The organism is Pseudomonas sp. GM21 (assembly GCF_000282215.1).
Classification (GTDB): Bacteria; Pseudomonadota; Gammaproteobacteria; order Pseudomonadales; family Pseudomonadaceae; genus Aquipseudomonas.
In genome coordinates, this window is record NZ_AKJS01000197.1 from 1 (window position 1) to 26,068 (window position 26,068).

Genomic DNA, 26,068 nt, shown 5'->3' on the forward strand with positions numbered 1-26,068 from the left:
CAGCCGAACAGCGCTCAAAACGCATTGGCAAGATCAAAATGACGCCTTAGGTGTTACCGCCAGCGAAGAACAGCGAGTGCATCAGACAGACGTCCGCGACCTGAATAAGTATGGGGCCCAACCCTGAAGGCCTGACGTTGTCTCATCAGCCCCCGTACAACTGCCTTCATACTTATGCGACAATATGCTCAATGTCCAACATGAACCCCGCCTTCATCGCTCAGCAACTTGGCCACAGCGTCCAAATGTTGCTGACGGCGTATGCGCGTTGGCTCAACTCAAGCTCAGACTGGGCGGAGCTGGAAAAGCTCCAGATTGGTATCAAATCGGTACCAGGCAAAAACAACCAGCTCTAACCCATTGATAGGTAAGGTAATTGATTTCCACAGCTAACATCACGATGCAGTTCGGCGCCAAGCCGCTATTCGAAAACGTTTCGGTGAAATTCGGCGCGGGCAACCGCTACGGCCTGATCGGCGCCAACGGTTGCGGCAAGTCGACTTTCATGAAAATCCTCGGTGGCGACCTTGAGCCTTCCGGTGGCCAGGTCATGCTCGAGCCGAACGTGCGTCTGGGTAAATTGCGCCAGGACCAGTTCGCCTACGAAGAATTCACCGTGATCGACACCGTGATCATGGGTCACGAAGAGCTGTGGAAGGTCAAGGCCGAGCGCGACCGCATCTACTCGCTGCCGGAAATGACCGAAGAAGACGGCATGGCCGTGGCCGAACTGGAAACCGAGTTCGCCGAAATGGACGGCTACACCGCCGAATCCCGTGCCGGTGAACTGTTGCTGGGCCTGGGTATCGGCATCGAGCAACACTTCGGCCCGATGAGCGAAGTGTCTCCAGGCTGGAAACTGCGCGTATTGCTGGCGCAGGCACTGTTCTCCGATCCGGAAGTGCTGTTGCTCGACGAACCGACCAACCACCTGGACATCAACACCATCCGCTGGCTGGAAAACATTCTGACCCAGCGCTCCAGCCTGATGATCATCATCTCTCACGACCGTCACTTCCTGAACAGCGTGTGCACCCACATGGCTGACCTGGATTACGGTGAACTGCGTCTGTTCCCGGGCAACTACGACGAGTATATGACCGTGGCGACCCAGTCCCGCGAGCAATTGCTGTCGGACAACGCCAAGAAGAAAGCACAGATCTCTGAACTGCAATCGTTTGTCAGCCGATTCTCGGCCAACGCCTCGAAAGCCAAGCAAGCGACCTCCCGCGCCAAGGCGATCGACAAGATCCAGCTGGCCGAGGTCAAGCCTTCGAGCCGTGTGAGCCCGTTCATCCGTTTCGAACAAACCAAGAAGCTGCACCGTCAGGCGGTCATCGTCGAGCGCATGGCCAAAGGCTTCGACGGCAAGACCCTGTTCAAGGACTTCAGCTTCCAGGTTGAAGCTGGCGAGCGTGTAGCGATCATCGGCCCGAACGGTATCGGTAAAACCACCCTGCTGCGCACCCTGGTCAATGAACTGACCCCGGATGCCGGCACGGTGAAGTGGACCGACGCCGCGGAACTGGGCTACTACGCCCAGGACCACGCGCATGACTTCGAAGACGACTGCAACCTGTTCGACTGGATGGGTCAATGGACCCAGGGCGGCGAGCAAATCGTTCGCGGTACCCTCGGCCGTATGCTGTTCTCCAACGACGAGATCCTCAAGTCGGTCAAGGTCATCTCCGGTGGTGAGCAAGGCCGCATGCTGTTCGGCAAGCTGATCCTGCAAAAGCCGAACGTGCTGATCATGGACGAACCGACCAACCACTTGGACATGGAATCCATCGAAGCGCTGAACCTGGCGCTGGAAAACTACCCGGGCACGCTGATCTTCGTCAGCCACGACCGTGAATTCGTATCGTCGTTGGCCACCCGCATTATCGAGTTGAGCGCCAGTGGCGTGATCGACTTCAGCGGGACATATGACGATTACCTGCGTAGTCAGGGTGTTGTGTTTTAAGAGCAGCGATTAGTTTCAAGCTGCAAGCGGCAAGTAAAAAGCCCTGTCCTGGTGACAGGGCTTTTTGCATTTCATGGCCGAGGATTTTTCTGGTGCTGATACCAAAGCGGGCTTGCCCGCTATGAGGCCCCGAAAGCCAACGAATATAGTTAGCCAGCTTTCTTTTATTTCACACCCACGCCATGATGCAGCTCTCCCTCCGCCGCCAGCGAATGAGCCCACATGTCAGCGCAGCAACAGCCCCCGCAAAGCTCCCTGGCGATTACCCTGCAAATCGTCTCCATCGTTTTTTATACCTTTATTGCCTTCCTCTGCATCGGCTTGCCGATTGCCGTGATACCGGGCTATGTGCATGAGCAACTGGGTTTCAGCGCGATCATCGCGGGGCTGACCATCGGCTCGCAATACTTGGCCACCCTGCTCAGCCGGCCCATGGCCGGGCGCATGTCGGACAGCATCGGCACCAAACGGGCGATTATTTACGGGTTGGCGGGGATTGTGTTGAGCGGCGTGTTGACGTTGCTTTCGACGATGCTGCAAAGCCTGCCGCTGCTGAGCCTGTTGATCCTGATCGCCGGTCGCTTGTTGCTCGGGATCGCCCAGGGACTGATCGGCGTCGGCACTATCAGTTGGTGCATGGGTCAGGTCGGCGCGGAACACACCGCCCGTTCAATCTCCTGGAACGGCATCGCATCTTACGGAGCCATCGCCATCGGTGCGCCACTGGGTGTGGTGATGGTCGCCGAGTATGGTTTTGCCAGTTTGGGCATTGCGCTGTCGCTGTTGGCGCTTGTCGCGCTGCTACTGATCCGCAATAAACCTTCGGTGCCGGTAGTTCGCGGTGAGCGGCTGCCATTTTGGGCAGTGTTCGGGCGTATAGCACCGTTTGGAGCAAGCCTGAGTCTGGCGTCCATCGGCTATGGCACGCTGACCACCTTTATTACGCTGTACTACGTCAGCCGTGGCTGGGCCGGCGCCGCGTATTGCCTCACGGTATTCGGCGTCTGCTTTATTTTGGCGCGACTGCTGTTCATCTCCTGTATCAGCCGCTTCGGCGGATTCACCTCGGCCATTGCCTGCATGAGCATTGAAACCGTGGGTCTGGCGCTGCTGTGGCTGGCGCCTTCGACCGGTTATGCGTTGATCGGCGCGGGGCTGACCGGTTTTGGCTTGTCGCTCGTCTATCCGGCGTTGGGTGTTGAGGCGATCAAGCAAGTGCCCAATTCCAGTCGCGGCGCCGGTTTGAGTGCTTACGCAGTGTTTTTTGATCTGGCACTCGCCATCGCCGGACCGTTGATGGGCGCGGTGGCGTTGAACCTGGGGTATACGTGGATTTTCTTCAGCGCAGCGTTGTTGTCGGTGGCCGGGCTGGCGCTGACCCTTCTACTCAAACGCCGCGCAATGGCCTGACACCACACGCCCCTGTGGGTTATTGATCTGCGGTTTGCAGGCCCGCCCGGGTCGCGATACCCAGCGAGCGAGTGAAGAAACGCCCGGCCTCGGAAATCATGTCGCGATGAATGACTGCGCGGTCGACACCATCGGCGTCGGTGCACAACCCCGGGGTGTTGACGATCTGCTCGTCATTGCACGGCGCCATGAACACGAAATGCCCCGCGCCAGCCAACAATTTGAAGTCCGGTGCAATCGGCAGTTTGCGCGCAAGCGCCGCAGCGTTTTTGTCGAACGCCACCAGCTGGTCGCCGTCGCCACTGTAAAGCAGCACCGGCACATGAACGTCGGCCAAGGTGTGACGGCCGAATTTCAAACTCAACGGCGCCATCAACATCAATGCATGCACACGCGGGTCGGCCACGGGTTGCAGGTCATCGCGGTCGACGATCAGTTCGCCTTGGGTGTTGCAAGCATCACGGTCGTCCGGACGCTCCTGGCAATAGCGGCGCAGCCGATCCAGGTCCGGCGTGGCACCTGAAAGAATCAATGCCGTTTCACCGCCCGCCGAATAGCCGATCACCCCGACCTGATTGGCATGGACGAACGGCGCGAGCATGCGATCGCCCAACGTGGCGGTAATGGCTTCGGAAATCTGGATGGGACGGCCGTAAAGGTTGCTCAACGTACCGAGGCGGCTGTGGTCTTTGGAGTTGTCACCGGGATGAATCACCGCGACTACCACAAAGCCTTTGCGTGCCAGCGATGTGGCGAGGTCATGCAGGGCCAGGGGGGTTCCGGTGTTGCCATGGGACAGCATCAGCATCGGGAAGCGCCCGATAGCCACAGGAATGTCTTCACCGGCTTCGACGGTGTAACCCTCGATTTTGCTAGTGTGTTCCCGGTCGCTGGAGGGGTAGAACGCGATGGCGCGCATCGGCTGCAAATCGAGGGGGTCGAGAAAACTCATCTCATGGAAGCCGACGCTCCAGTGAGGATGCGGCGCAGGCGCGGCGTGCACTGCATTCAGGCTGCTGAGCAGGCAAAACAGTAACGCTGCACAAAGACGCACCATAAGGATGCCCCCACCTTTGTTACTTGACCGGAAAGCCCGTTCTCCTCGGTTTAGCGAGGCAGCGGCCTTGTACCAGCAATGTGCGGCTACCAAGGTCAGCGCAGAACGGGGACGTTAACCCGCTGCTGCATAACCTGGGCCACAACCTGAAACGACCAGAAACAAAAAACTCCGTATCTGGCACTTGCGTGATCAGAATACAGAGTTTTTTGGGGCATTGCCTGAGCAGTTTGACGTCTTTTACGCAGCCTTATGCAGCGGCGAACAATTGCTCGCTGATTTGCGCTTGAGCGTCGCTCATGGCTTTGGTACGCACTTCGTCACCGTAGGCCAGGCCATGGGCACGGACGAATTCGATGTCGGTGATACCAATGAAGCCGAACAGCACTTTCAAGTACTCTTCGTGAGCCACGCCCGTGGCCTGGCCGGCATGCAGGCCACCGGAAGTCGACACGATCACGACTTTCTTGCCACCGCACAGGCCTTCAGGACCGGCTTCGGTGTAACGGAAGGTCTGACCCGCAACAGCGATGCGATCGATCCAGGCCTTGAGTTGGGTCGGGATGGTGAAGTTGTACATTGGTGCGGCAATCACGACGGCATCGGCGGCGAGGAACTCAGCCAGGGTGGTGGCGCTCAACTCGGCTTCGTGCTGTTGGGCGGCATTGCGCAGTTCGGCGGTAGTACCGGCGGCGACCAGTGTCGTGGCGGAGAAATGGCTGATGGCATCGGCAGCCAGATCGCGGTACGTGACCACGGCGTTCGGCTCTGCGGTTTGCCAGGCTTTAACGACTTCGCTGCTCAGCAGGCGGGAAGCCGAGTTATCACCAAGAATGCTCGAATCGATATGCAACAGTTTCATGTGGGATCTCCAGGTGAGGACCGCCACGGGGCGATCTGATGGAAAGAATCCTACAGACGAAACCAATAGATGATTAGACCGCAACAATGCGATAGTTCGTCCCATTGATAGGACAATCGGACTGCCGCCATGCAAGACCTCAATGATCTCTACTACTTCGCCAAAGTCGTTGAAGCCGGCGGCTTCGCGGCTGCCGGGCGTTTGCTGGGGATTCCCAAGTCGCGCTTGTCGCGGCGTATTGCCGAACTGGAAGAGCGCCTCGGCGCACGCCTGCTGCAACGCACCACCCGCCAACTCAAGCTGACGGCCGTGGGCGAGCGCTACCTGCGGCACTGTCAGGCGATGCTGCTGGAAGCGGAAATGGCTGATGAGGCGGTGGCCAGCATGTCCAGCGAACCGCGCGGGCGACTGCGGGTGTCCTGCCCCGTCGGCCTGGCGCATGAGAGGTTGCCGACGGTCATCGCTCGGTTTCTTGAAAAATACCCCCAGGTACAACTGGAAGTCATGTTGGTCAACCGCCGGGTCGACCTGGTGACCGAAGGCGTCGACGTCGCCCTGCGGGTGCGTGAGTTGGGCGACGAAGATCCGCTGTTGGTCACCCGACGTTTGCGTCAGGCGCAAATGGTCATGGTCGCCACCCCCGAATTTTTGCACGGACGGGACATCAACCACCCCGAAGCGCTGAAGAGCCTGCCGATACTCGGCGCCCTCGAAGCCGACCGCATGGTGCATATCCGGCTGCTGGATCAACAGGGTAAAAGTGTTGAGCTGAGCCTGGAAGCGCGGCTGGGTATCGACGACTTCATCGTGCGCAAGGCTTGTACGCTCGCCGGCCAGGGTTTTACCTTGCTACCCATGATGTATTGCGAGCAGGAGCTTGAAGCGGGCTCGCTGCTACAACTGCTGCCCGATTGGTCATTGCCTGGCGGCTGGCTGCAGGCGGTCTACCCTCACCGGCGCGGGGTGATGCCAGCGGTTCGTGCCTGGCTCGACCATTTGATCGAATCATTCAACGCCGGTGGGGACCGATTGATATGAAAGCGGCACGCATGAGCGAAGAGGATGTCGCGCGGTTCTGTCTCGCGCTGCCGGGTGCCAGGGAAGATTACAAATGGGGCGGTGTGCGGGTGTTTTCGATTGCCGGCAACAAGATGTTCGCGCTGCAAAACCTGCGCGGCGATTCCCTCGCCTTCAAAGTCGACAAAGACCTGTTTCTGGGACATTGCGACCGGCCGGGCATCCACCCGGCTCCCTATTTGGCGAGAGCCCAGTGGATCATCATGCAAACGCCCTACCCGCTGGGCGCCGAAGAGCTGCAAGGCTTGTTGCAACGGTCCCACCAAATGGTAGTGAGCAAGTTGCCCAAGCGCACCCAGGTGGGACTGCTGCTTTAAAACAATGCCAGCAGGTTCGCACCGAGGAACAACTGATCGATCCAGAACACCTCGTGCAGCAACACAATCAGCCAGAACAGCAGCTGATAGGAGACTTTGCGGGTCTTGTGTCGAAACAGCTGCTGGGCCAGCAAGGCACCGGGCCAGCCGCCAGCCAGTTCAACCGCGTGCAAGACGTTTTCCGGTGTGCGCCAGCTGTCGGCGCGGGCCTTGCGCTTGTCGCTCCAGTACAGAAAAAACGCCAGCACACTGACGATTGCGTACGCCGCCAGTGGAATCAACGACACCCCACGCAGCCAGAGCGACACCGAACCAAACAGCGGCAGTGCGCAAAGCACTGCAAAAACCAGCAGTTTAAGCCGTGGATTCTGAATGTTCTCTCCCCCGGGCTTGCGTCCGGGGTTGCGGCGCGCGCCGGCGTCACTCATGGCTCGACCGCAGCCCAGTCGACCCAGCCAAACTGCCAGGTGGCCAAAATCACCAGGCCAAATACAATGCGATACCAGGCGAATGCCACGTAGGTGTGGCTGGCGATGAACTTAAGCAAGCCACGGACCGCAATCATCGCGAAGATGAAGGCCGTCACGAAACCAATCGCGAACACTGGAAAGTCCGCTGGTACGAACAGGTGACGATATTTGAAACCCGAATAAACTGCCGCTGCGACCATGGTCGGCATCGCCAGGAAGAACGAGAATTCAGTCGCGGTCTTGCGTGACAGACCGAACAACAACCCGCCAATGATGGTCGATCCGGAACGCGATGTACCAGGAATCATCGCCAGACACTGGGCGAAACCGACTTTCAGCGCATCCTGCCAAGTGATCTCGTCGACGGTTTCGGCATGCACTTCATGTTGGCGCTTTTCGGCCCACAACATAATCACCCCGCCCACCACCAGCGCTGAGGCGACGGTAATCGGGTTGAACAGGTAGTGGTGAATCAAGTCGGAGAAAATCACTCCTAGTACCACAGCCGGCATAAAGGCAATCAACAGGTTGGCAGTAAAGCGCCTGGCGCCTGGTTGCGTCGGCAACCCGGTGACCACATCAAGAATTTTACGGCGAAACTCCCATACCACCGCGAGGATCGCACCCAACTGGATAATGATGTTGAACGCGATAGCGCGTTCACCACCGAAATCGAGCAAGTCGGCCACGATGATTTGGTGTCCGGTACTGGAAATGGGCAGAAACTCCGTCAGCCCTTCCACTACGCCAAGTATCAATGCCTGAAAGGCGGTCCAAAGATCCATCAATCCCCCAAGAAGCGATGCCCCCAGGCATGCCCCGTTAGTTTTCCTAAACGTTTATCGCGCTGAGCTTAGCTGAAGTTCCCCGCGAACAGGATCCAGACAGAGCCGTAAAAATCCCGTGAAAATCCATTGAGGACTCAGGTTTTTCCGCGCGGGGCCGAGATCCTATCAGACAAGCCTTTATAGCGCTGCCGCGTAGTAGGACTTGGGTCGCATAAACCTGCCCCAAGGCTCAGAAACCCAGCACGTGGCGCAGACCGCCAGTGGCATTTTGAACGACTACCACGACTTGGAAACGGCAAGCTACCCGGACCGGTGAGCTGGGTCGAGGATTTGCGGTGGTGGCCGATGAAGTGCACCTGCTGGCCCGGGGCACGCAGAAGTCCACGGCCGAAATCCAGTCGATAATCGAACGCTTGCAGAGTCATTCGGAAGCGGCGGTCAAAGTCATCGACGACAGCAGCTGTGCATCACGATTGACAATCGAACAGGCCGACCTGGCCGGTGCAAGTCTGAATGCGATTAGCCAGGCGTTGCGCAACCTCAACGGTTTGAACGCCTATATCGCCAGCGCGACATTGCAGCAAGCCCATGTGGTGGTGGACATCAATACAAACGATGAACCCGGTGGCGCTGGGCTTCCCTCGCCACAATTGTGCTTCTGCATTTCTGCCTACTAAAAATGTAAATACTCCCCGAACAAGATCAGCGTGTGGTCACTACGCGAAGTGCCTCGGATAAAGTGCACAACTATCTACCTCGTAACTGGGGCCGAAGTGAGCGCTTTATAGAAGCCGGATTTTTATTGCTCGATAACAATACTGCTAAAAATATTCAAGCAGTCTATTTTCGGCCGAAATCAAGAACGTCGCAATCACAATGGTATAAACCCATAAAAAAGCGATTTAACTTAAGACTCCAAGTCTATAGAAGGAGCATCAATATGCTAGCAGGACTAACAGGAAATCCAGTATCAACCACCTACTCCACAGGAAGTGATGTTGCACAATTAGACCCGGTCAGCCATTGGGAAAAGAATGCCCCTCAAAATGAAGATCGGAGTTATATCGCAAGTCAAATACGAGATGCATGCTCAACCGGAACTTTGGAGATATGCGCTTATGACATCTCTTCACTACCTCCACTTCCGAAAGAGTTGTCATCACTGACAATTCATTGTATCGGCGACAAACTAAGTTCGCTCCCACCCCTACCAAACGATTTAAAACAGCTAAAACTAATCAATATTCCAAACCTAGGAATACCATGTTTTCCAGAGAATCTAGAAGACATCACACTCATAAACTGCAAGAACATTGAATGTTTTCCTAAATTGCCTACTGGGCTATTGCACCTATCAGTCGATAGCAATTTTGTGGTTCCTCTTCCAGAAGGATTGTTGACGCTAAAACTTGATGACTGCAATGGACTCTCAGCCATACCAAAACTACCTGACAGTTTGAAAAAACTTCAGATATATAAGTGTAAAGACCTTGAGATATCAAGCCTTCCAAATAACTTAGAAGAAATCACTCTAGAAAAATTCAGTAATATTAAGCAACTAAAACTACCTGATGGATTATTGCGTTTTTCAGTCAATAACTATTTTGTGCCTGCGCTTCCAGAAGGATTGTTATCGCTTTCACTTGAGATTTGCGATGGACTTTCAGCTTTACCTGAACTACCTGACAGTTTGAAGACGCTGGAAATAAAATACTGCGACGAAGTAAAACTCCCTACAGAGCTGCCGAGCGATCTCTCACAGATACTATTGTATTCAAGCAGTAGAACAGACTGGGACATACAACCACAAAACATTCCACCCAATGTCAATATTGCCACTAATGGCAAAGTCATAATCAACCCGGAGTGCCTTAAATTTCCGGGTGAAACTTACGATAATACCTCTATCGATGCAGCCATGCATTTTCGCCCTGGAGATATAGTGTATGGCACAGCGCATGGAAGGGGGCCAGTATTTCGCGCCATCAATATTTTAAATGATTTCTCAGATAAAGACATAGTAATGCAAAACACACTAACCAACGCAATTTGGGATAGCAGGTCTTTTTCGAAGTTTCGTTCAGACGAAGAAATCAAACAGACCTTAAATGACTATGATAGAGCGATGGATTTTAAAAGCTTCCTGGAAAACCACGAAAGATACAACGTTACAAACATACAAAAGTTTAACACCCTTACCATCACAGAACGACTTTCAAAAACAAGTAAGGCGGGGCTTGAGTTCCAAACCAGCGTGCGAGAAAAATCGGTGATTTTTTGTGTGGACCATCTTGTAGACTCCATCCCAGATATTGCAAGTAAAAGCGGCCCTCATGGTCAGGCTATAACCGCACATGAATTGCGCTGGATTTATCGACACCGCGACGATGATAATGTGAAAGAAAATGTTAAGTTTTTTTTACGCGGCGCTCCTGTTTCGCATGAGTCGGTTTTTTCATTGACTGGGTGGGATAAATATCAACCTAAATACACGACAAAAATACCAACTGATCACGTCGCTCTGTAGGGATCACCCCCAGAGGTGAAAAACGCAACCCTCTGTCAAACACACCTTGCGACTCCAACTATTTAAGGGCGATTGTGTCCGCGTATTTTTACTCGAACACAATCACCCTTGACGCTAGCAGCCCGAATAATTAATACATCTTTGTATTTTTATCATGCTCAGCTTCGCCTGTTGACCAAACTGATAACTGACTCCGCCACCAAGCTAGTTGCGCACAACACGCAATGCTTTGCGTACGTATTCAAACATTGCCCACAACAGGCTTTTGCCTAATATCCAATGTTTTGTTTTTAATAAGTTATTTCCAGTATATTTAGTAAAGCCAAGTCCTGCCTACTGATTTTGCCTGACTAACACTTTTTGTTGTCGTCTAGGTACAATCCGCCCCCCTACTTCGCTTTCCCAAGGATCCTCCATGTCCGGGCTTGAACTGTTTGCCGCCGCCCTCGGTGTCATCGCCGTCTGGTTGACGGTCAAACAGAACCCTTGGTGCTGGCCGATCGGTCTGGTCATGGTGCTGCTTTATAGCTGGATCTTTTTTGAGGTGAAGCTGTATTCGGACATGCTCCTGCAAGTGATCTACGCCGCGCTGCAGCTCTACGGCTGGCGGCAATGGACTCGCGCAGGCGAGGCGAATACCGGCCGGCAGGTCAGCCGGCTCGACGCAAAGTCGGTGGCCCTGTGCCTTGCTGTGGGCGCGCTGGGCAGTGTGCTGCTGGGCGCCGCCATGGCGCACTGGACCGATGCCGCCCAGCCATGGCTGGACGCCGCACTGACCGGCTTCAGCCTGGTCGCGCAGATGTGGATGGCGCAAAAACGCGTGCAATGTTGGCCACTGTGGATCGCCGTTGACGTGATTTTTGTCGGGCTGTTCATCTATAAAGGCATGTACCTCACTTCTGTCCTCTATGCCTTGTTCCTTCTGCTGGCCGTGCTAGGCTGGCGTGAATGGCGTGCCGACCCGGCATTACGCGCATGAAGGTGCTGGTGCTCACGGGGCCTGAATCCAGTGGCAAAAGCTGGCTTTCGGGCGAGATTCACGCCAATTTCGGCGGCATTTTGGTCAATGAGTACGTTCGGCATTTCATCGACAGTAATGTGCGCAATACCTGCTACGATGATATTACGTCGATAGCACATGGCCAGTTGGCTTGGGAAGATGAAGCACGAGCCCAACAGCCGTCACTGCTGATCCTCGATACACATCTCTTAAGCAATATCCTTTGGAGTCACACGTTGTTTGGCGGTTGCCCGACATGGATCGAGCAAGCACTGCTGGAGCGTCACTACGACTTGCATTTGCTGCTGAGCCCTGAGACCGTGGCTTGGCATGACGACGGCCAGCGTTGCCAACCGCAACTGGCAGAACGCCAGGCGTTTTTCCAGGCAAGCCGCCAATGGCTTGACCTGCACCGCCAGCCTTGTCAGGTACTGCAAGGTGATTGGAAACAGCGCAAGGATGAGGCATTTGAGGCTGTATCACGCTTGCTCACGGTGTGACGAGGCGCGCCCTAGCGAAAATGTCCATCCCTGAAACACCCAGCACCGCGCAGAACCGCGAGCTAAAGCGGTCCGGGCACTATAACCAGAAAATGTTAAATCACTGATACAACCTGCCTTCACCGACTTTGGCGAGCAATCGCGCGAACATGGCCGGCGCGCTTGCGTGGGCGCTGTTTCAGTGGCGATACAGGAATGTTTTTATCACCTCAACATTCAAAGGCAAGTGACTGTTTTTATAGGAAGATCCAAAACCGGCACACCTTCTGCTCTATATATGGCAGCGCTGATAGGGCCAGCGCTCCACTTACAGAAGGAATTGCCGCTGTGGGGAAATTTGATAAAGGTATCTATAACTTCCTTATTATCGGATGTGCACTGGCCTCAAGTGTCAGCCTGACCGTACTGGCTGACTCTTTACCGGGTACCAACGGGATCATAATCATCAAACGTGATGTTCAGACGCGAAACGCGACGATCCCTCCGTTGGTTCCGGACCCTGACCCCACAACCGTCAATGCCAATCCGTCCCAACATATCCTCAAACAAACGAACGAGTTGAGCGATGGTGACTTCGCCAACGTGGCCAGTGGTGCAGGCATCAATCGCCTGGTTGCTCAAGGCACCAACAACCTGGGCGGCAATATCACCAACCAGACCCAGCTGACCAACCTCCCCGGTGGACGTTCGGGAAATGGCGGCAACGGCATTGCCAACATGGTCAATTCAAGCGTCGCCAAAGGCCTGAGCCCAATGATGAACATATTGGGAGGCCAAAAATGACTCGTACGCTGCTGACTATCGCCATGTTCTGCAGTGCATCGACCTTCGCCCAATCCCCCGTCGTCAACAACGCCAACATCGACGGTTCAGGTATGCAGTACCAGGGCAACCTCTCGGTCAACCAGGCAGCCGGTGATCAACAACAACAGGCTAACGCCCGCGCCATCGCGGCTGGCCATGGAGCCAGCGCGACCACCCAGATTCGCCAACGGTTGCGCTCCCCTGTCGACCCCGAGATGGATGCCCGGTCCAGCATCCAGGGCGACTCCTTCAGTCATGGCAACGGCATCCTGGGTGTCAACCAAAGCACCGGTGCCAGTAACCAGCAAGCCAACGCACTGCGTATCAGTATCGGTACGCAGCCGGAAAGTATCGACGACAGCGTCCTCATGCAACAGAACGTGGCGCTGTTCAACAACTTTGATCCAACTGACCCTGCAGCAGGCTATCGCCAAGTCACTACTAGTGACCAGGCCTTCACTGGTAGTCGTGGGGTAATTCAGTTGAATCAGAGCGCCGGGGTGGGAAACCGAATGGCAAACACTCTGAGCGTACGGGTCGCGGATTGACCCTAGTAGGTAAGAACAACACTTAACCTAAAACAAGTACGGAGAATCACCATGAAACCTTCAATGGCAATAAGGCCTCTGGTTTTCGCAATTGCTGCGGTCATGGCTGTTGCTGTACAAGCTGCCCCGCGTCACCATAATCATGACAACGATGATGACAACAACGGTGGCCAACAAAACAACCAACCTCCTCGTCCAACAATGATCCCTATCAGCGCGACGGCCAATGCGAACGATAGGCAACGCAGTACTGGCAACACCATCCGTAACGAAGGGACTATCAACTCAGCCGAGATGAGCAGTTCTGGCGACGGCACAAGCGGCAACGTTGGCGTCAACGTGGCTGCAGGCTCTGGCAACCAGCAAGACAACGCAGCCGCCATCGCAAACGCTGCCTCCGACTCGAGTCTTGATAACAGCTTCGTGTTCGGTACTTCCGTTGCCACGGCTAGCGTTATTCAATCCAGCAACAATAACAGGGTCAACAACTACGGAAGCACCAACACTGCCACGATGAGCGGATCGGGCAATAGCGGCAGCGGCAATATGGGTATCAACATTGCTGGTGGCGACCTTAACCAGCAGAAAAATACCATGGCAATTGCCAACTCCAATGCTCCATTGGGTAACGCAAGAGCTACCGCTTCTGCCGATCAAAACGGTCCTGGCCTGACAGTCAACAACAACGCCGATCGCACCTACCGCGTAGATACGATCACCGTTACCAACACCGCCAGCGGTAGTTTCTCTCGAGAAAATGCGTTCGAGCTCAGCGGCAGTCAAAGCGCTTCTTCGGGCTGGAACGCCGCCGGTGCAAAAAGCAACAGTGCCAGCGGCTCCCTTAACGTGGCTGTAAGCGGCGCCAAGAGCAGCAGTGCCAGCGGTTCCAACAACAGTGCTTCGAGCAGCACCCACAGCAGCAGTGCCAGCGGTACCAACAGCAGCGCTTCGAGCGGCACCAACAGCAGCAATGCCAGCGGTACCAACAGCAGCAATGCCAGCGGTTCTAATAATGCTGCTTTGAGCGCTTCGTTGAACGCTAGCCTGGACGCGGCGGCGGCAGCTTCCAACTCCACTACCTTCGGCAATCGCACCCGCAGCAGCAGTTCCGAGGCATCGTTAAACGCTTCGCTGGGTGCAAATGTTGACGCATCGCTAAACACTTCGTTCGACCGTTCGCGCGACTCCTCGTTCGACAGGTCGCGTGATTCCTCGTTCGACAGATCGCGCGAATCCTCGTTCGACAGAACCCGCGACTCCGCGTCCAGCAGTTCGCACGAATCTTCGTACGACAAATCGAAAGACTCGTCTTTCAGTAAATCGCTCGATGCATCGTATGAAAAAGCCAGCGCCTCGGCGTACGAAAAATCGGGCAGTAAATCGTCCGAGTCTGAGTTCGCCAAACAGGGAGGCTTCAGTGAAAGCAGCTCCTATGATTTGAGCAACACCTACTCTTATCAAGTGCTGACTCCAACTGGCTGGGCAAACCCTGTGACCAACACTGCAACTCTGAGCGGTTCGGTGAATGGCGGCAGTGGCAACCTGGGTGTCAACGTAGCTGCTGGTGTGGGTAACCAACAAAGCAACTCGCTGGCCATTTCCAACCAATCGTTCTAAATGCTAGCTCTGGAGGCCCCCTTATGGGGGCCTTTTTAAAACAACCAGAAGGCGTTCAACCATGCGTATCATCGCCTTGGCATTTTTGCTTTGCGTGGCCAGCGTGAGCGAGGCTGCACAAATGCCGTTATCCGTCCTGCCTGGCGGCGCGGTGGTGTACAAGCCGATCCAAAGCATCCGCGAGCGTAAATTTGCCGACCTGGTCCAACAGAAAACCGACTTCAGTTGCGGCGCAGCTGCGCTGGCGACCATTTTGCGCCAGGCCTACTGGCTGGACGTGAATGAAGAACAAGTCATCGAAGGCATGCTGGCTCAATCCGATCATGATCTTGTCCGCGTTCAGGGCTTCTCGATGCTCGACATGAAGCGTTACGTGGAAAGTATCGGCATGCGGGCCCGTGGTTATCGGGTATCGACGGAGACGTTGAACGAAATCAAAATTCCGGTTGTGGTCCTCTTGGATATCCGTGGCTACAAACATTTTGTGGTCATGCAAAGAGTGCATCAGGGCTGGGTCTATATCGGAGATCCGGTACTTGGCCATAAACGCTACAAAGTCGACGACTTTGTCAAAGGCTGGAACGGCATCATCTTTGCCGTCATTGGCCAGGGCTACGACAAGACCAATGCGCTGCTCGACCCGCCCCTGCCACTAACCGCCAGGAATCGCGTCAACACCTTCAACCCGGTGCAAGACGCAGAATTGATGGATTTCGGATTCATTCAAAGCGACTTCTTCTAATAACAAGGAGCACGATGCTCCGGGAGCACCCATGAAGACTCCAATGTGGCTGGTCGTGGTCTGCCTGACCGCCAGCCTGCCAATCCAGGCTCAGACATTCAAACCCATTGAACTGAGCGATCAGGAATTGTCGGTTTTGCGAGGTCGCTATGTCATGCCGGGACGGATCATCAGTTTCGGCATTGCCATGACCAGCAGCTGGCAAAATGCCAACGGTGAAGTGATCGGGGCAACTTCCTCGATGCAGATTCAACAATCGACTATCAAACCACAATTCTACGTGACGATGATCGACGAAAAAGGAAATGGCTCGGCGCGTTCGCCAAACATCGGAACCGGTACCGTCACTGGCGGCAGCGGCCTCAACAGCACCGAAGGGGTCACTCAAGTCGTGCGTGCTGCCGGCGACAATAACATTGCCTACAACAACGTTGACATCAACGTCACAAAGGCTAACCAGGCACCGGCATTGCAACAGCAGGGCCAGGCACTGGCCGCAGGCTCGACGTTGATCGGCGCCAATGGTGCGGGCTCCTTGAGCGTGTCCTCGACCGGTACCGGTGTACAACTCAACATCGTGGCCAACAACAACCAAGGCAGTACCGTACAACGTCTGGCCCAGGGTGGGCTGATGCAGAACGCGACGTTACTCGGGGGTGGCAACCAGGTCCGCAATCTCACGTCCCTCAATGTCGTGCTGCGTGACAACGTGCCGACAGCCGGTTCGCTGAACGGCAATCTGGACCAGCTTAAAGGTCTTCGCGCTCTCGGATTCTGATCTACGCTGAGTTTCACCAGATGGAGTGTCAGAAGGGACGGCTAACCCATGCAACGATCGTTAACGTTCAGAGTTGTTGTTTGTTTGAGTAGCCTGGCACCGGCCACTCTGCTGTACGCAGCATCGGACCCTCAAGTCGAAGCGCTGAAACAAGAACTCATGGAGTTGAAACAGCGTTACGAAGCACAACAGCAAGCGCTGATGGTACTCGAACAGCGCGTTCGCCAAGTCGAAGAAGCTCCTGCTACCCCTGTTCCCCAACGCCTGACCAAATCCCCTGCTGAAACAGTCAAGGGTGGCCAGACAGTGGCCGCCGGAGCGCCGGGAACCACTGGCAGTTCATACGGCCAATCGCTCCAGGATGACTCGCAACCGGCACAAAGCGTTTCCAACCTGTACGACGAGGCCAGTGGCTTCTTCGGCGGCGGCAAGTTCAGCGTCGAAACCGGCCTGACCTACACCCACTTCGATACCCGGGCACTGACGCTCAACGGCTTCCTCGCACTGGACTCGATTTTCCTCGGCAACATCAACCTCGACCGCATCAAGGCGGATAACTGGACCCTGGACCTCACCGCCCGCTACAACGTGGCGCAACGTTGGCAGTTCGACATTAACGTCCCCGTGATCTATCGCGAATCAACGTACTCCTCCGGTGGCGCTGGTGGTGCAGGTCCGGTGACGTCGGACGCAACCGTTACACGCGACCCGACTATCGGCGATGTGAACGTTGGCGTTGCTTACAAGTTTCTGGATGAGACCGCCAATCTGCCCGACTCGGTCTTTACCCTGCGCCTCAAGGCGCCGACCGGTGATGATCCTTACGGCATCAAGCTGGTCAATGACCCCAACAACGATAACCTCTCGGTACCCGAGGACTTGCCTACCGGCAATGGTGTCTGGTCGATCACCCCGGGTATCTCGCTGGTCAAGACCTTCGACCCGGCCGTGCTGTTCGGCAGCCTGGCCTACACCTACAACATGGAAGAATCTTTCAGTGACATCAGTCCTCAGGTCAATTCCAAGGTGCCTGGGGACGTGAAACTGGGCGATTCCTGGCAGGTCGGCGCCGGTATTGCATTCGCCTTGAACGAAAAAATGAGTATGTCGTTTTCGTTCACTGATCAGTTCGCCAGAAAGAGCAAGATCAAGCCGGACGGTGGCGATTGGCAATCAATCACCAACAGCGATTACAACTCGGCCAACTTCAACATCGGCATGACCCTGGCAGCCTCCGAAAACCTGACGATCGTTCCCAACCTGGCCATCGGCGTCACCGAAGATGCGCCAGACTTTTCCTTCAGCCTGAAATTCCCGTACTACTTCTAATTAGCGCACCCAAAAAACCCGCTTTTTTCAGCGGGTTTTTTCGTGTTACTTGCGGCTTGCGGCTTGCGGCTTGCGGCTTGCGGCTTGCGGCTTGCGGCTTCCAGCTACAAATCAGCGTATCTGATGCTTGTGCAATAAACGGTAGAAGGTAGGTCTGGATATCCCCAGTACCTTGGCGGCGATGCTCAAATTATCGCTGTGGCGGTTAAGTACATCGCATAAGGCCTGGCGCTCTGCCCGGTCCTTATAGTTTTCCAGCGTGCCCATCGGCACCGCGATCGTATGGTGACTGATCAACCCCAAGTCTCGCGCCTCAATCTGCCGACCTTCAGCCAACACCAGCCCGCGTCGTACCCGGTTGGCCAGCTCGCGCACATTGCCTGGCCAGTCATGCTTGCCCATGGCAATCAGCGCGTCATCGCTGAAACTGCGAGGACGGCGGCCGGTTTCATGGCTGTAGAAGTGGGAAAAGTGGTTGGCCAGCATCGATAAATCAGCAAGGCGCTCACGCAGTGGGGCGGTATCGACTTGCAGTACGTTCAGGCGGTAGTACAAATCTTCGCGGAAGCGATTTTTCTCGATCATGTCCTCAAGGTCTACGTGAGTCGCCGCCAACACCCGCACATCCACTGGAATCGGCTGACCGCCACCGACACGCTCGATGTGTTTTTCCTGCAGGAAGCGCAACAGATGGGCTTGCAGCTCCAAGGGCAAGTCACCGATCTCATCCAGAAACAGCGTGCCGCCATTGGCCGCTTCGATTCGTCCGACCTTGCGTTGATGAGCGCCGGTAAAGGCCCCCTTCTCGTGCCCAAACAATTCGGACTGGATCAAGTGTTCAGGAATTGCGCCGCAATTAATCGCGACAAAGGGTTTGTTGTGACGCTGGGATTGTTTATGGAGTGTGCGGGCGACCAGTTCTTTACCAGTACCGCTTTCACCACGAATCAATACCGGAGACTCGGTGGGCGCCAGCTTGCTCAGCAATTTACGCAGTTCACGAACCGGCTTGCTATCGCCCAGTAGCTCGTGTTCATTCTGTTGGACGTGAATCGTGCCCTTCCCGCGCAGGCGCGCCATGCCGAACGCCCGCCCCAGCGTGACTTGAACCCGGGACACGTCAAACGGCAAGGTATGGAAGTCGAAAAACCATTCACAAACGAAATCCCCGACATTCTGCAAGCGCAGAATTTCCTGATCGAGCACGGCGATCCACTCAGTGCCACTGCGACTGATCAACTCTTTGACGGGCTCGGGGCGTTCCAGATGAAAAGGTTGTAAGCGCAACAGGCCAACGTCGCAGGTTAGATCGGTGGCGTTCTCCAAAGAACTGCTGTCGACATCCCAGCCCACAGAGCGCAAACCCGGTAACAGACGATGGCAGTCATCGCAGGGGTCTACTACTAACAGACGTCGTAACGCAGGCGTTTCGATCATGACTGTTCCTTGACGCCAAATTTTAGGAATTATTCGAAAAAACAGTCATTTGGCGGACCTGGCTGTAACATTAGCAAGAATTTGACAGGCCCTTGTATCGATTGATTATAGAAGCACTACTTAGTTAGTTATAAGAAGGTTTTTTTGTGAGTTACCTGACGAGTCAAATCTTTCGGTCAGCTTTCAAAAGATGCGTTTGCGTTGCGCATTTGAAAGAAACTTGAAATTTCTTTTGATTGTGTGTGACCTGACCCGCTGTTGGGGGCATCAGTACAAGTAACCAGCCGCACGGTAAGCCCAACCGACGGCACATCACTTGATTGGGCATACAGAGAGAAGACCCCATGACCGCCCCGCTCCGTATCAACGAAGCTCTTTTGATTGCCGACCGCGCGTTCCAGCCTTTCCACTGCGTCGCCTGGGCTCAACAAGATGGCAATGGCGAGCTTTGCATCACGGTCATTGACCGCACCAATACCCATATCGGTCACACCCAGATCCCCAGCAGCGCCTATTGCGCCCCGGTAAAACTCGAACACCTGCTTCAGCAGGCCCGAGCCGAGCTGAGCCAGGAAGGTTATCAATTACAGTCATGGTCCATGCCGCACTAAGGGCGATTGCGGATTACTACAACGTAGTCCGCCCCTTCGCCTGTTATCAAGTTGGCTGTTTTCAACAGTAACAGCGCGCCCCCACTGCAACTTCGCCGTATCGAATTACTTGGCAGACTTGTCAGTGGTACGAAAAGACACTGTTCTGGCACACAGTGACCCTCCGCCTGTTAGTTATGACAGTTGTGCGATCGATCATTCAGGGATTGAATGTTTAGCAGACAGTTGCCCTCCCGCCCCTCGGGTTTCGGTCAGCTCGCAAGGAGATGCGTGCATGCCACACCAAACGGCTTTTGCCCTACCTGCATCACGGAACATCGCTGGCGACCTGGATCACAGTTTCGCCTCCAGTGGCAAAACTCAAGTGTATTTCGCCGGTAGCCTTTCAAGTATCGCCAACGGCGTGGAGATTGACGCCAATGGTCGCCTGCTGGTGGCGGCGACCGTCGGTATGCCGAATGGCAGCTGCTTTGGCCTCGCTCGATTACTTGAGGATGGCTCGGCGGACCTCGCATTTGGCACCAATGGCAGCGTTATCGGGCAGTTCCAGCACGGTCACGAGGCAATGGCGGGCAAAGTCCACGTCCTCGCCAATGGGCATATTCTGGTGGCCGGCCTGCACTATGAAAACGCTCATCGAACGTTGCCCGCATTGGCGCTGTTCGATTCGCAGGGCCATCCCGTCGAACACTTTGCCGACAACGGGCTTTGCGTCGTACGCCTGCCGGGGAACCTGTCCCTGGGCATGCGCGATCTCTGGCTCCCCCCTGGCGTCCCGGGCGCCGAAGGCTGCGACGTACAGGTCCAGGCGGACGGCCGAATCCTGCTGCTGGCCAATCATCATTTCGAACTGGCCGATCATGTCGGCCTGCTGATCTGCCTCACCCGCCAGGGCGCGTTGGACACGTCCTTCAACGGCCGCGGGTTTGTCATCGTCAGGCACTTGCTGATGAACTCCTGGCTCAGCAGCCTGATGGTGCAACGCGATGGCCGGATAATGGTCGGCGGATCGGTCAATTTCCCCGAAGAAGGTTTGCTGGCCCGCTATCTTCCTGACGGTCATCTGGATGAATCCTTCGCGGCGGATGGTTTTATGACGTTCAGGGCTGCGGAGCGCGGCGCTCAGGTCAGCCAGATCATTGAACAAGACAATGGCGACTTGCTGTGTCTTGGCAGCAGTCGCGACCCCATGAACTGCCTCGCCTTGAAAGTACACAGTAATGGTCACCCGGATGTTCATTGCAACGGCGGTAAGCCTCAGCTACTGAGCATTGGACGCAACAGCTGCCAGTGGACTGCCGCCCGGCGCCAGTCAGATGGCCGTGTAGTGGCGGTCGGCGCCACCCTCGGCGGGATTGAAGCCGATTTCCTCCTGGCCCGCTATTTACCCAGCGGGCAACCAGATCCTGGCTTTGCCGAAGGCACTTGCTGGGTTCGCACGCGTCTGGGCCGCTGCCTGGACACCGCGACGTCGGTGGCCATTCAGGCTGACGGTAAAGTTGTCGTGGGCGGTTATTCATTGGATGGCAACTACAAGGCCGTTGTAGTGCGATACCTAAGTTAGACCGGACTGCTTCCCCGAGCTTGATATTCCCATCTTGTTACGGCAAGTTGCGCGCTACTTTAAACAAGGAGTAGCCGATGTCCGGTTCAATGACCCAGGCGTTCACGCATAACTTTCTCGGCAACTCACCTCGCTGGTACAAGGCAAGCATTCTCGGTTTCCTGATAATCAACGCTCTGGTGCTATGGACGGTCGGTCCGGTCGCAGCCGGTTGGTTGCTGGTGCTGGAATTCATCTTCACCCTGGCGATGGCGCTCAAGTGTTATCCGCTGATGCCCGGCGGACTGCTGCTGATCGAAGCACTGCTGCTGAAAATGACCACGCCACAGGCGCTGTATGACGAACTGCTGCACAACTTTCCGGTCATCCTGCTGCTGATGTTCATGGTGGCCGGTATCTATTTCATGAAAGACCTGCTGCTGTTTCTGTTCTCGCGCTTACTGCTGGGGGTTCGCTCCAAGGCACTTCTGGCGTTGATGTTCTGCTTCCTTTCGGCATTCCTGTCGGCCTTCCTGGATGCCTTGACCGTGACGGCAGTGATTATCAGTGCGGCCATGGGGTTTTATTCGGTCTATCACCGAGTCGCTTCGGGCAATGATCCACGCCAGGACAGCGAGTTCAGCGATGACCAGCACTTACCCGCACTTCACCATGCAGACCTCGAACAGTTCCGCTCCTTCTTGCGTAGCTTGTTGATGCACGGTGCCGTGGGCACGGCATTAGGCGGCGTGTGCACGCTGGTGGGTGAACCACAGAACCTGCTGATCGGCCATGAAATGGGTTGGCATTTCGCCGAATTCTTTTTGAAGGTGGCCCCGGTTTCGCTGCCGGTGCTGGTCGTCGGCCTGGTGACCTGCGTGTTACTGGAGAAACTGCGCTGGTTCGGTTACGGCACCCTGCTGCCGGACAACGTGCGCGCGGTGCTGGCCAACTATGCTGACGAAGACAACGCCGAACGAACCTCACGCCAACGCGCCGCCTTGTTGGTGCAAGGCACCGCTGCGCTGATCCTGATTGCAGGGTTGGCGTTCCACATCGCGGAAGTCGGCCTGATCGGGTTGATGGTGATCGTCCTGATCACTGCGTTCACCGGCATCACTGACGAGCATCGTATCGGCAATGCGTTCAAGGACGCTATGCCGTTCACTGCGTTGCTGGTGGTGTTTTTTGCGGTGGTGGCGGTGATTCACGACCAGCAATTGTTCACTCCGCTGATTCATTGGGTATTGACGCTGCCAACCCATCAGCAACCGGGCATGCTGTTTATTGCCAACGGCTTGTTGTCCGCCATCAGCGACAACGTATTTGTGGCGACCATTTACATTACTGAAGTTAAACATGCGTTTATCACCGGCCAAATGACCCGTGATCACTTCGAGACGCTGGCCATTGCAATCAACACCGGGACAAACCTGCCCAGCGTAGCGACACCCAATGGCCAGGCCGCGTTCCTGTTTCTGCTGACCTCGGCGATTGCACCGCTGATTCGCCTGTCATACGGGAGGATGGTGTGGATGGCGTTGCCGTATACGGTGGTGATGGGCGGATTGGGCTGGTATGCGGTGAGTTTCTGGCTGTAACACAGACTTAAACTGCACCCCGCCCCTCATCCAACGCTATGCCAGACGCGACCGTCACGGGCCAGCAGCTCATCGGCATCGGCCGGGCCATCCTCCCCGGCCGCGTAATGCTGAACCGTCGCGTCCTGCTGCCAGGCATCGAGGAACGGCTGTACGGCGCGCCAGCCGTTCTCAATGTTGTCGGCGCGCTGGAACAGCGTCTGATCGCCGGTCAGGCAATCATATATAAGGGTTTCGTAGCCGGTGGACGGCTGCATTTCGAAGAAGTCCTTGTAGGCAAAGCCCAGTTCGATATTGGCCATCTTCAACGCCGGGCCAGGCCGCTTGGCCAACAGGTCGAACCACATACCTTCGTTAGGCTGGATCTGGATCCGCAGGTAGGTCGGTTGCAGCTCATCGACTTCGGTATCACGGAACTGCGCATACGGCGCCGGTTTGAAGCAGATAACGATCTCGGTATCGCGCACGCTCATGCGTTTACCGGTGCGCAAGTAGAACGGCACACCGACCCAACGCCAGTTGTCGATCATGACTTTGAGCGCCACGTAGGTTTCGGTGGTGCTGTCGGGCGCCACGTTGTTTTCCTGGCGATACCCCGGCAATGGCTTGCCGTCGACTTCGCCAGCGGCGTATTGCCCGCGGACCGAATTGGCCCGTGCCTCTTCGGTAGACCAAGGGCGAATGGCCCCCACGACTTTGGCTTTTTCACCACGGACCGCATCGGCGCCAAACGCGGCCGGCGGCTCCATTGCCACCATCGCCAATAACTGAAACAGGTGATTGGGCACCATGTCCCGCAAGGCGCCGGTGTGTTCATAAAAACTGCCACGGGTTTCCACGCCGACGGTTTCGGCGGCGGTTATCTGCACGTGGTCGATGTAATGGTTGTTCCAGAACGCTTCGAACAGGCTGTTGGAAAACCGGCTGATCAGAATGTTCTGCACGGTTTCCTTGCCCAGGTAGTGATCGATCCGGTAGATCTGGTTTTCCGTCATCACCTTGAGCAAGCACGCATTCAAGGCTTCGGCGGTTTGCAGATCGGAGCCGAACGGTTTTTCGATGACCACCCTTCTGAATGCTTGCGGCGTCTCTTGCAGCAAACCCGCTGCGCCGAGCCGACGCACTACTTCGCTGAAAAAACGTGGCGCGGTCGCCAGGTAAAAGACCGCATTGCCGGTGCCGCTGGCGGCGATTTTCGCCGCCAGTGCTTGATAAGTGCTGTCGTCCAGGAAGTCGCCCTGGACGTAGCTGATACCTTGGGCCAGTTTGGCCCACGCCTGCGGATCAAGGGCTTGATCGCCCTTGCCGACCTTGGCCGCCACTTCGCTTCGAATAAAGTCTTCGAGCTTGCGGGCAAAGGCGTCGTCAGTAATGGCGTTGTGGTCAACGCCGATGATCCGCAATCCATCCCCCAGCAGACCGTCGCGACTCAGGTTGTACAGCGCCGGCATCAGCAGGCGCTTGACCAGGTCACCGTGGGCACCGAACAGGAACAGCGTGGTCGGTGGTGCGGGTTCTGCCTTGGATTTATTGCGGATCAGACGGGTCATTTTTTCGAAGTCTCCACATGGCCGCCGAAGCCGAAGCGCTGGGCCGATAGAATCTTGTCGCCAAAGGTGCCCTGGCCGCGCGAACGGTAGCGGGAGAACAACGAGTTCGACAGCACCGGCACAGGCACCGATTGCTCCATGGCGGCCTCGATGGTCCAGCGACCTTCACCGCTGTCAGCCACCGAACCGGAGAAACCGTCGAGTTTCGGGTCGCTGGCCAGCGCGTCGGCCGTCAGGTCGAGCAGCCAGGACGACACCACACTGCCACGGCGCCAGACTTCGGCGATGTCGGCGACGTTCAGGTCAAAACGCTGGTCTTCCGGCAGGTTGGTGCTGGCTTTGGTCTTGAGAATGTCAAAACCTTCGGCGAAGGCCTGCATCATTCCGTATTCGATGCCGTTGTGGATCATCTTCACGAAATGCCCGGAACCTGCTGGGCCGGCGTGTATGTAGCCACGTTCCGCGCGATCGTCATCGGACTTGCGGTCCTTGGTGCGCGGAATATCACCCATGCCCGGTGCCAGACTATCGAACAGCGGGTCCAGGCGTTTCACCACGTCGGCGTCGCCGCCGATCATCATGCAATAGCCGCGTTCCAGACCCCAGACGCCGCCGGAGGTGCCAACGTCGATGTAGTGCAGGCCTTTTTCCGCCAAGGCTTTGGCCCGGCGAATGTCGTCTTTATAGAAGGTGTTACCGCCGTCGATGATGGTATCGCCGGCTTCGAGCAAGGTGCTCAGGGTGTCGATGGTGTCTTCGGTCGGTGCGCCAGCAGGCAGCATGACCCAGACCGCTCGCGGCTTCTCCAGGCCAGCAACCAGGGCCGGCAGGTCAGCGGCGCCCGTAGCGCCCTCGGCCGTCAAGGTTTCGATGAAGGCGGTATTGCGGTCGTAAACGACAGTGGTATGCCCATTGAGCATCAGGCGCCGCGCAATATTGCCGCCCATGCGGCCCAGTCCAATGATCCCGAGTTGCATGTGCTGATGCTCCCTACTACAAATAATGTGTGTCAAAGGTTATAGCCCAACGTGACTCATGGGGTTAGTCCAGAGCGTTGGCACATAGTTTCCGGGCATTGTGCCCGATCCTGATGGATAACGTCGGTAATCACACCGAAGACACAACGACCATGAAAAATAAAAAAGTTCCCTTGGCGATAAAAAGAATTCAAAATCAGCGCCGATAGTGGATCAGCACCCTCTCACAGGGCAGGTCTACAGTTGAGTCAGCCATTTGCGAGGTGAGCAATGGGCACAGTACACGCAGCACGACCCGCACAAACTCTTTACGTCACGATCCATCGCGAGGAATTGCGCCAGTTGAAAGAAGAGCGCGACCTCTTGAAACAGGAACTCGCGCAACTGCGTCAGCTGACTCAAGGCACTCAGACGACACCCCTGCCCATTAAACAGCGCGCCCCCCACGCCTGATTTTTCAAGTCATTCGGAGACAGCCTTCCGCTGTTTCCGCCCCCGCCTTTCCCCTGCGACACACGCTTTCACAATTTCTTCACATTTGCTTATTGATACTGCCA

Annotated in this window: 25 protein-coding genes and 1 pseudogene; 19 read left to right on the plus strand and 7 right to left on the minus strand. The window is 55.9% G+C overall.

Translation table 11 applies throughout. The features are described 5' to 3' along the window. Positions 1-191: 191 nt before the first annotated feature. From PMI22_RS32365 to PMI22_RS00780, 3 genes are all read left to right on the plus strand, one after another. On the plus strand, positions 192-356 hold the full coding sequence (locus tag PMI22_RS32365) for a hypothetical protein (protein ID WP_007949367.1): 165 nt from the start codon (positions 192-194) through the stop codon (positions 354-356). A gap of 20 nt (positions 357-376) precedes the next feature. Continuing rightward, on the plus strand, positions 377-1,966 hold the full coding sequence (locus tag PMI22_RS00785) for an ABC-F family ATPase (RefSeq protein WP_007949368.1): 1,590 nt from the start codon (positions 377-379) through the stop codon (positions 1,964-1,966). A gap of 222 nt (positions 1,967-2,188) precedes the next feature. Next, a complete protein-coding gene (locus PMI22_RS00780; RefSeq protein WP_007949370.1) occupies positions 2,189-3,376 on the plus strand; it encodes an MFS transporter in 1,188 nt (395 codons plus the stop codon). Positions 3,377-3,395: 19 nt separating this feature from the next. Here PMI22_RS00780 and PMI22_RS00775 read toward each other — a convergent pair whose 3' ends face one another. Continuing rightward, positions 3,396-4,433 (minus strand): alpha/beta hydrolase family protein, encoded by a 1,038-nt coding sequence (locus PMI22_RS00775; RefSeq protein WP_007949371.1) that lies wholly within the window; start codon positions 4,431-4,433, stop codon positions 3,396-3,398. A 250-nt stretch (positions 4,434-4,683) separates the two neighbouring features. Further along, the gene (locus PMI22_RS00770; RefSeq protein WP_007949372.1) at positions 4,684-5,295 is read right to left on the minus strand and encodes an FMN-dependent NADH-azoreductase; all 612 of its coding nucleotides are present in this window, start codon (positions 5,293-5,295) and stop codon (positions 4,684-4,686) included. 129 nt (positions 5,296-5,424) lie between these two features. Here PMI22_RS00770 and PMI22_RS00765 point away from each other — a divergent pair, with 129 nt between their 5' ends. Further along, positions 5,425-6,333: a LysR substrate-binding domain-containing protein gene (locus tag PMI22_RS00765; RefSeq protein WP_007949373.1), complete on the plus strand. Its 909-nt coding sequence runs from the start codon at positions 5,425-5,427 to the stop codon at positions 6,331-6,333. Beyond that, a complete protein-coding gene (locus PMI22_RS00760; RefSeq protein WP_007949374.1) occupies positions 6,330-6,689 on the plus strand; it encodes an MmcQ/YjbR family DNA-binding protein in 360 nt (119 codons plus the stop codon). The genes PMI22_RS00765 and PMI22_RS00760 overlap by 4 nt, the downstream gene beginning before the upstream one ends. On the opposite strand, the gene PMI22_RS00755 is transcribed toward PMI22_RS00760, so the two are convergent. Together PMI22_RS00755 and PMI22_RS00750 are read right to left on the minus strand one after the other, a co-directional pair. Further along, a complete protein-coding gene (locus tag PMI22_RS00755; protein WP_007949375.1) occupies positions 6,686-7,117 on the minus strand; it encodes a DUF1294 domain-containing protein in 432 nt (143 codons plus the stop codon). The two genes, PMI22_RS00760 and PMI22_RS00755, sit on opposite strands and share 4 nt — an antisense overlap. Beyond that, positions 7,114-7,944: an undecaprenyl-diphosphate phosphatase gene (locus tag PMI22_RS00750; RefSeq protein ID WP_007949376.1), complete on the minus strand. Its 831-nt coding sequence runs from the start codon at positions 7,942-7,944 to the stop codon at positions 7,114-7,116. The genes PMI22_RS00755 and PMI22_RS00750 overlap by 4 nt, the downstream gene beginning before the upstream one ends. Before the next feature lie 299 nt (positions 7,945-8,243). Here PMI22_RS00750 and PMI22_RS00745 point away from each other — a divergent pair. From PMI22_RS00745 to PMI22_RS00705, 10 genes and pseudogenes are all read left to right on the plus strand, one after another. Next, positions 8,244-8,561 (plus strand): annotated as a pseudogene (locus tag PMI22_RS00745) (methyl-accepting chemotaxis protein); the annotation flags it as partial. 326 nt (positions 8,562-8,887) lie between these two features. Beyond that, positions 8,888-10,474, plus strand: a complete 1,587-nt coding sequence (locus tag PMI22_RS31510; protein ID WP_007949379.1) for a hypothetical protein — start codon at positions 8,888-8,890, stop codon at positions 10,472-10,474. Positions 10,475-10,889: 415 nt separating this feature from the next. Continuing rightward, a complete protein-coding gene (pnuC, locus tag PMI22_RS00740; RefSeq protein WP_007949380.1) occupies positions 10,890-11,453 on the plus strand; it encodes a nicotinamide riboside transporter PnuC in 564 nt (187 codons plus the stop codon). Beyond that, entirely contained in the window at positions 11,450-11,974 is a 525-nt protein-coding gene (locus PMI22_RS00735; RefSeq protein ID WP_007949381.1) for an AAA family ATPase, read from the plus strand. Before pnuC ends, PMI22_RS00735 begins: the two co-directional genes overlap by 4 nt. A gap of 327 nt (positions 11,975-12,301) precedes the next feature. Next, positions 12,302-12,757 carry a hypothetical protein gene (locus PMI22_RS00730; RefSeq protein WP_007949382.1) on the plus strand — a complete coding sequence of 152 codons (456 nt, stop codon included), beginning with the start codon at positions 12,302-12,304 and terminating at the stop codon, positions 12,755-12,757. Further along, entirely contained in the window at positions 12,754-13,326 is a 573-nt protein-coding gene (locus PMI22_RS00725; protein WP_007949383.1) for a hypothetical protein, read from the plus strand. The genes PMI22_RS00730 and PMI22_RS00725 overlap by 4 nt, the downstream gene beginning before the upstream one ends. A gap of 51 nt (positions 13,327-13,377) precedes the next feature. Next, complete coding sequence (locus PMI22_RS00720; protein WP_007949384.1) at positions 13,378-14,943, plus strand: hypothetical protein; 1,566 nt, start codon at positions 13,378-13,380, stop codon at positions 14,941-14,943. A 61-nt stretch (positions 14,944-15,004) separates the two neighbouring features. Then, entirely contained in the window at positions 15,005-15,685 is a 681-nt protein-coding gene (locus PMI22_RS00715) for a C39 family peptidase (protein WP_007949385.1), read from the plus strand. Between the two features lie 31 nt (positions 15,686-15,716). Continuing rightward, the gene (locus PMI22_RS00710) at positions 15,717-16,463 is read left to right on the plus strand and encodes a hypothetical protein (RefSeq protein WP_007949388.1); all 747 of its coding nucleotides are present in this window, start codon (positions 15,717-15,719) and stop codon (positions 16,461-16,463) included. A gap of 48 nt (positions 16,464-16,511) precedes the next feature. Continuing rightward, positions 16,512-17,792, plus strand: a complete 1,281-nt coding sequence (locus PMI22_RS00705) for a hypothetical protein (RefSeq protein WP_007949389.1) — start codon at positions 16,512-16,514, stop codon at positions 17,790-17,792. A gap of 111 nt (positions 17,793-17,903) precedes the next feature. On the opposite strand, the gene PMI22_RS00700 is transcribed toward PMI22_RS00705, so the two are convergent. Then, a complete protein-coding gene (locus PMI22_RS00700; RefSeq protein ID WP_007949390.1) occupies positions 17,904-19,229 on the minus strand; it encodes a sigma-54 dependent transcriptional regulator in 1,326 nt (441 codons plus the stop codon). 344 nt (positions 19,230-19,573) lie between these two features. Between PMI22_RS00700 and PMI22_RS00695 the strand changes: the two genes are divergently transcribed. The 3 genes from PMI22_RS00695 (at position 19,574) to nhaB (ending at position 22,984) form a co-directional block, all read left to right on the plus strand. Next, complete coding sequence (locus tag PMI22_RS00695; protein WP_007949391.1) at positions 19,574-19,840, plus strand: hypothetical protein; 267 nt, start codon at positions 19,574-19,576, stop codon at positions 19,838-19,840. Between the two features lie 274 nt (positions 19,841-20,114). Next, positions 20,115-21,404, plus strand: a complete 1,290-nt coding sequence (locus PMI22_RS00690) for a hypothetical protein (RefSeq protein WP_007949392.1) — start codon at positions 20,115-20,117, stop codon at positions 21,402-21,404. Between the two features lie 77 nt (positions 21,405-21,481). Beyond that, positions 21,482-22,984 (plus strand): sodium/proton antiporter NhaB, encoded by a 1,503-nt coding sequence (gene nhaB / locus PMI22_RS00685; protein WP_007949393.1) that lies wholly within the window; start codon positions 21,482-21,484, stop codon positions 22,982-22,984. 26 nt (positions 22,985-23,010) lie between these two features. Here nhaB and zwf read toward each other — a convergent pair whose 3' ends face one another. Then, complete coding sequence (gene zwf, locus PMI22_RS00680; protein ID WP_007949395.1) at positions 23,011-24,534, minus strand: glucose-6-phosphate dehydrogenase; 1,524 nt, start codon at positions 24,532-24,534, stop codon at positions 23,011-23,013. Next, positions 24,531-25,511, minus strand: coding sequence for a phosphogluconate dehydrogenase (NAD(+)-dependent, decarboxylating) (gnd, locus tag PMI22_RS00675; protein WP_007949397.1), 981 nt, complete (start codon positions 25,509-25,511; stop codon positions 24,531-24,533). Before gnd ends, zwf begins: the two co-directional genes overlap by 4 nt. 270 nt (positions 25,512-25,781) lie before the next feature. On the opposite strand from gnd, the gene PMI22_RS00670 reads away from it, so the two are divergent. Beyond that, a complete protein-coding gene (locus PMI22_RS00670) occupies positions 25,782-25,964 on the plus strand; it encodes a DUF6026 family protein (RefSeq protein WP_007949399.1) in 183 nt (60 codons plus the stop codon). The last annotated feature ends 104 nt before the right edge of the window (positions 25,965-26,068 follow it).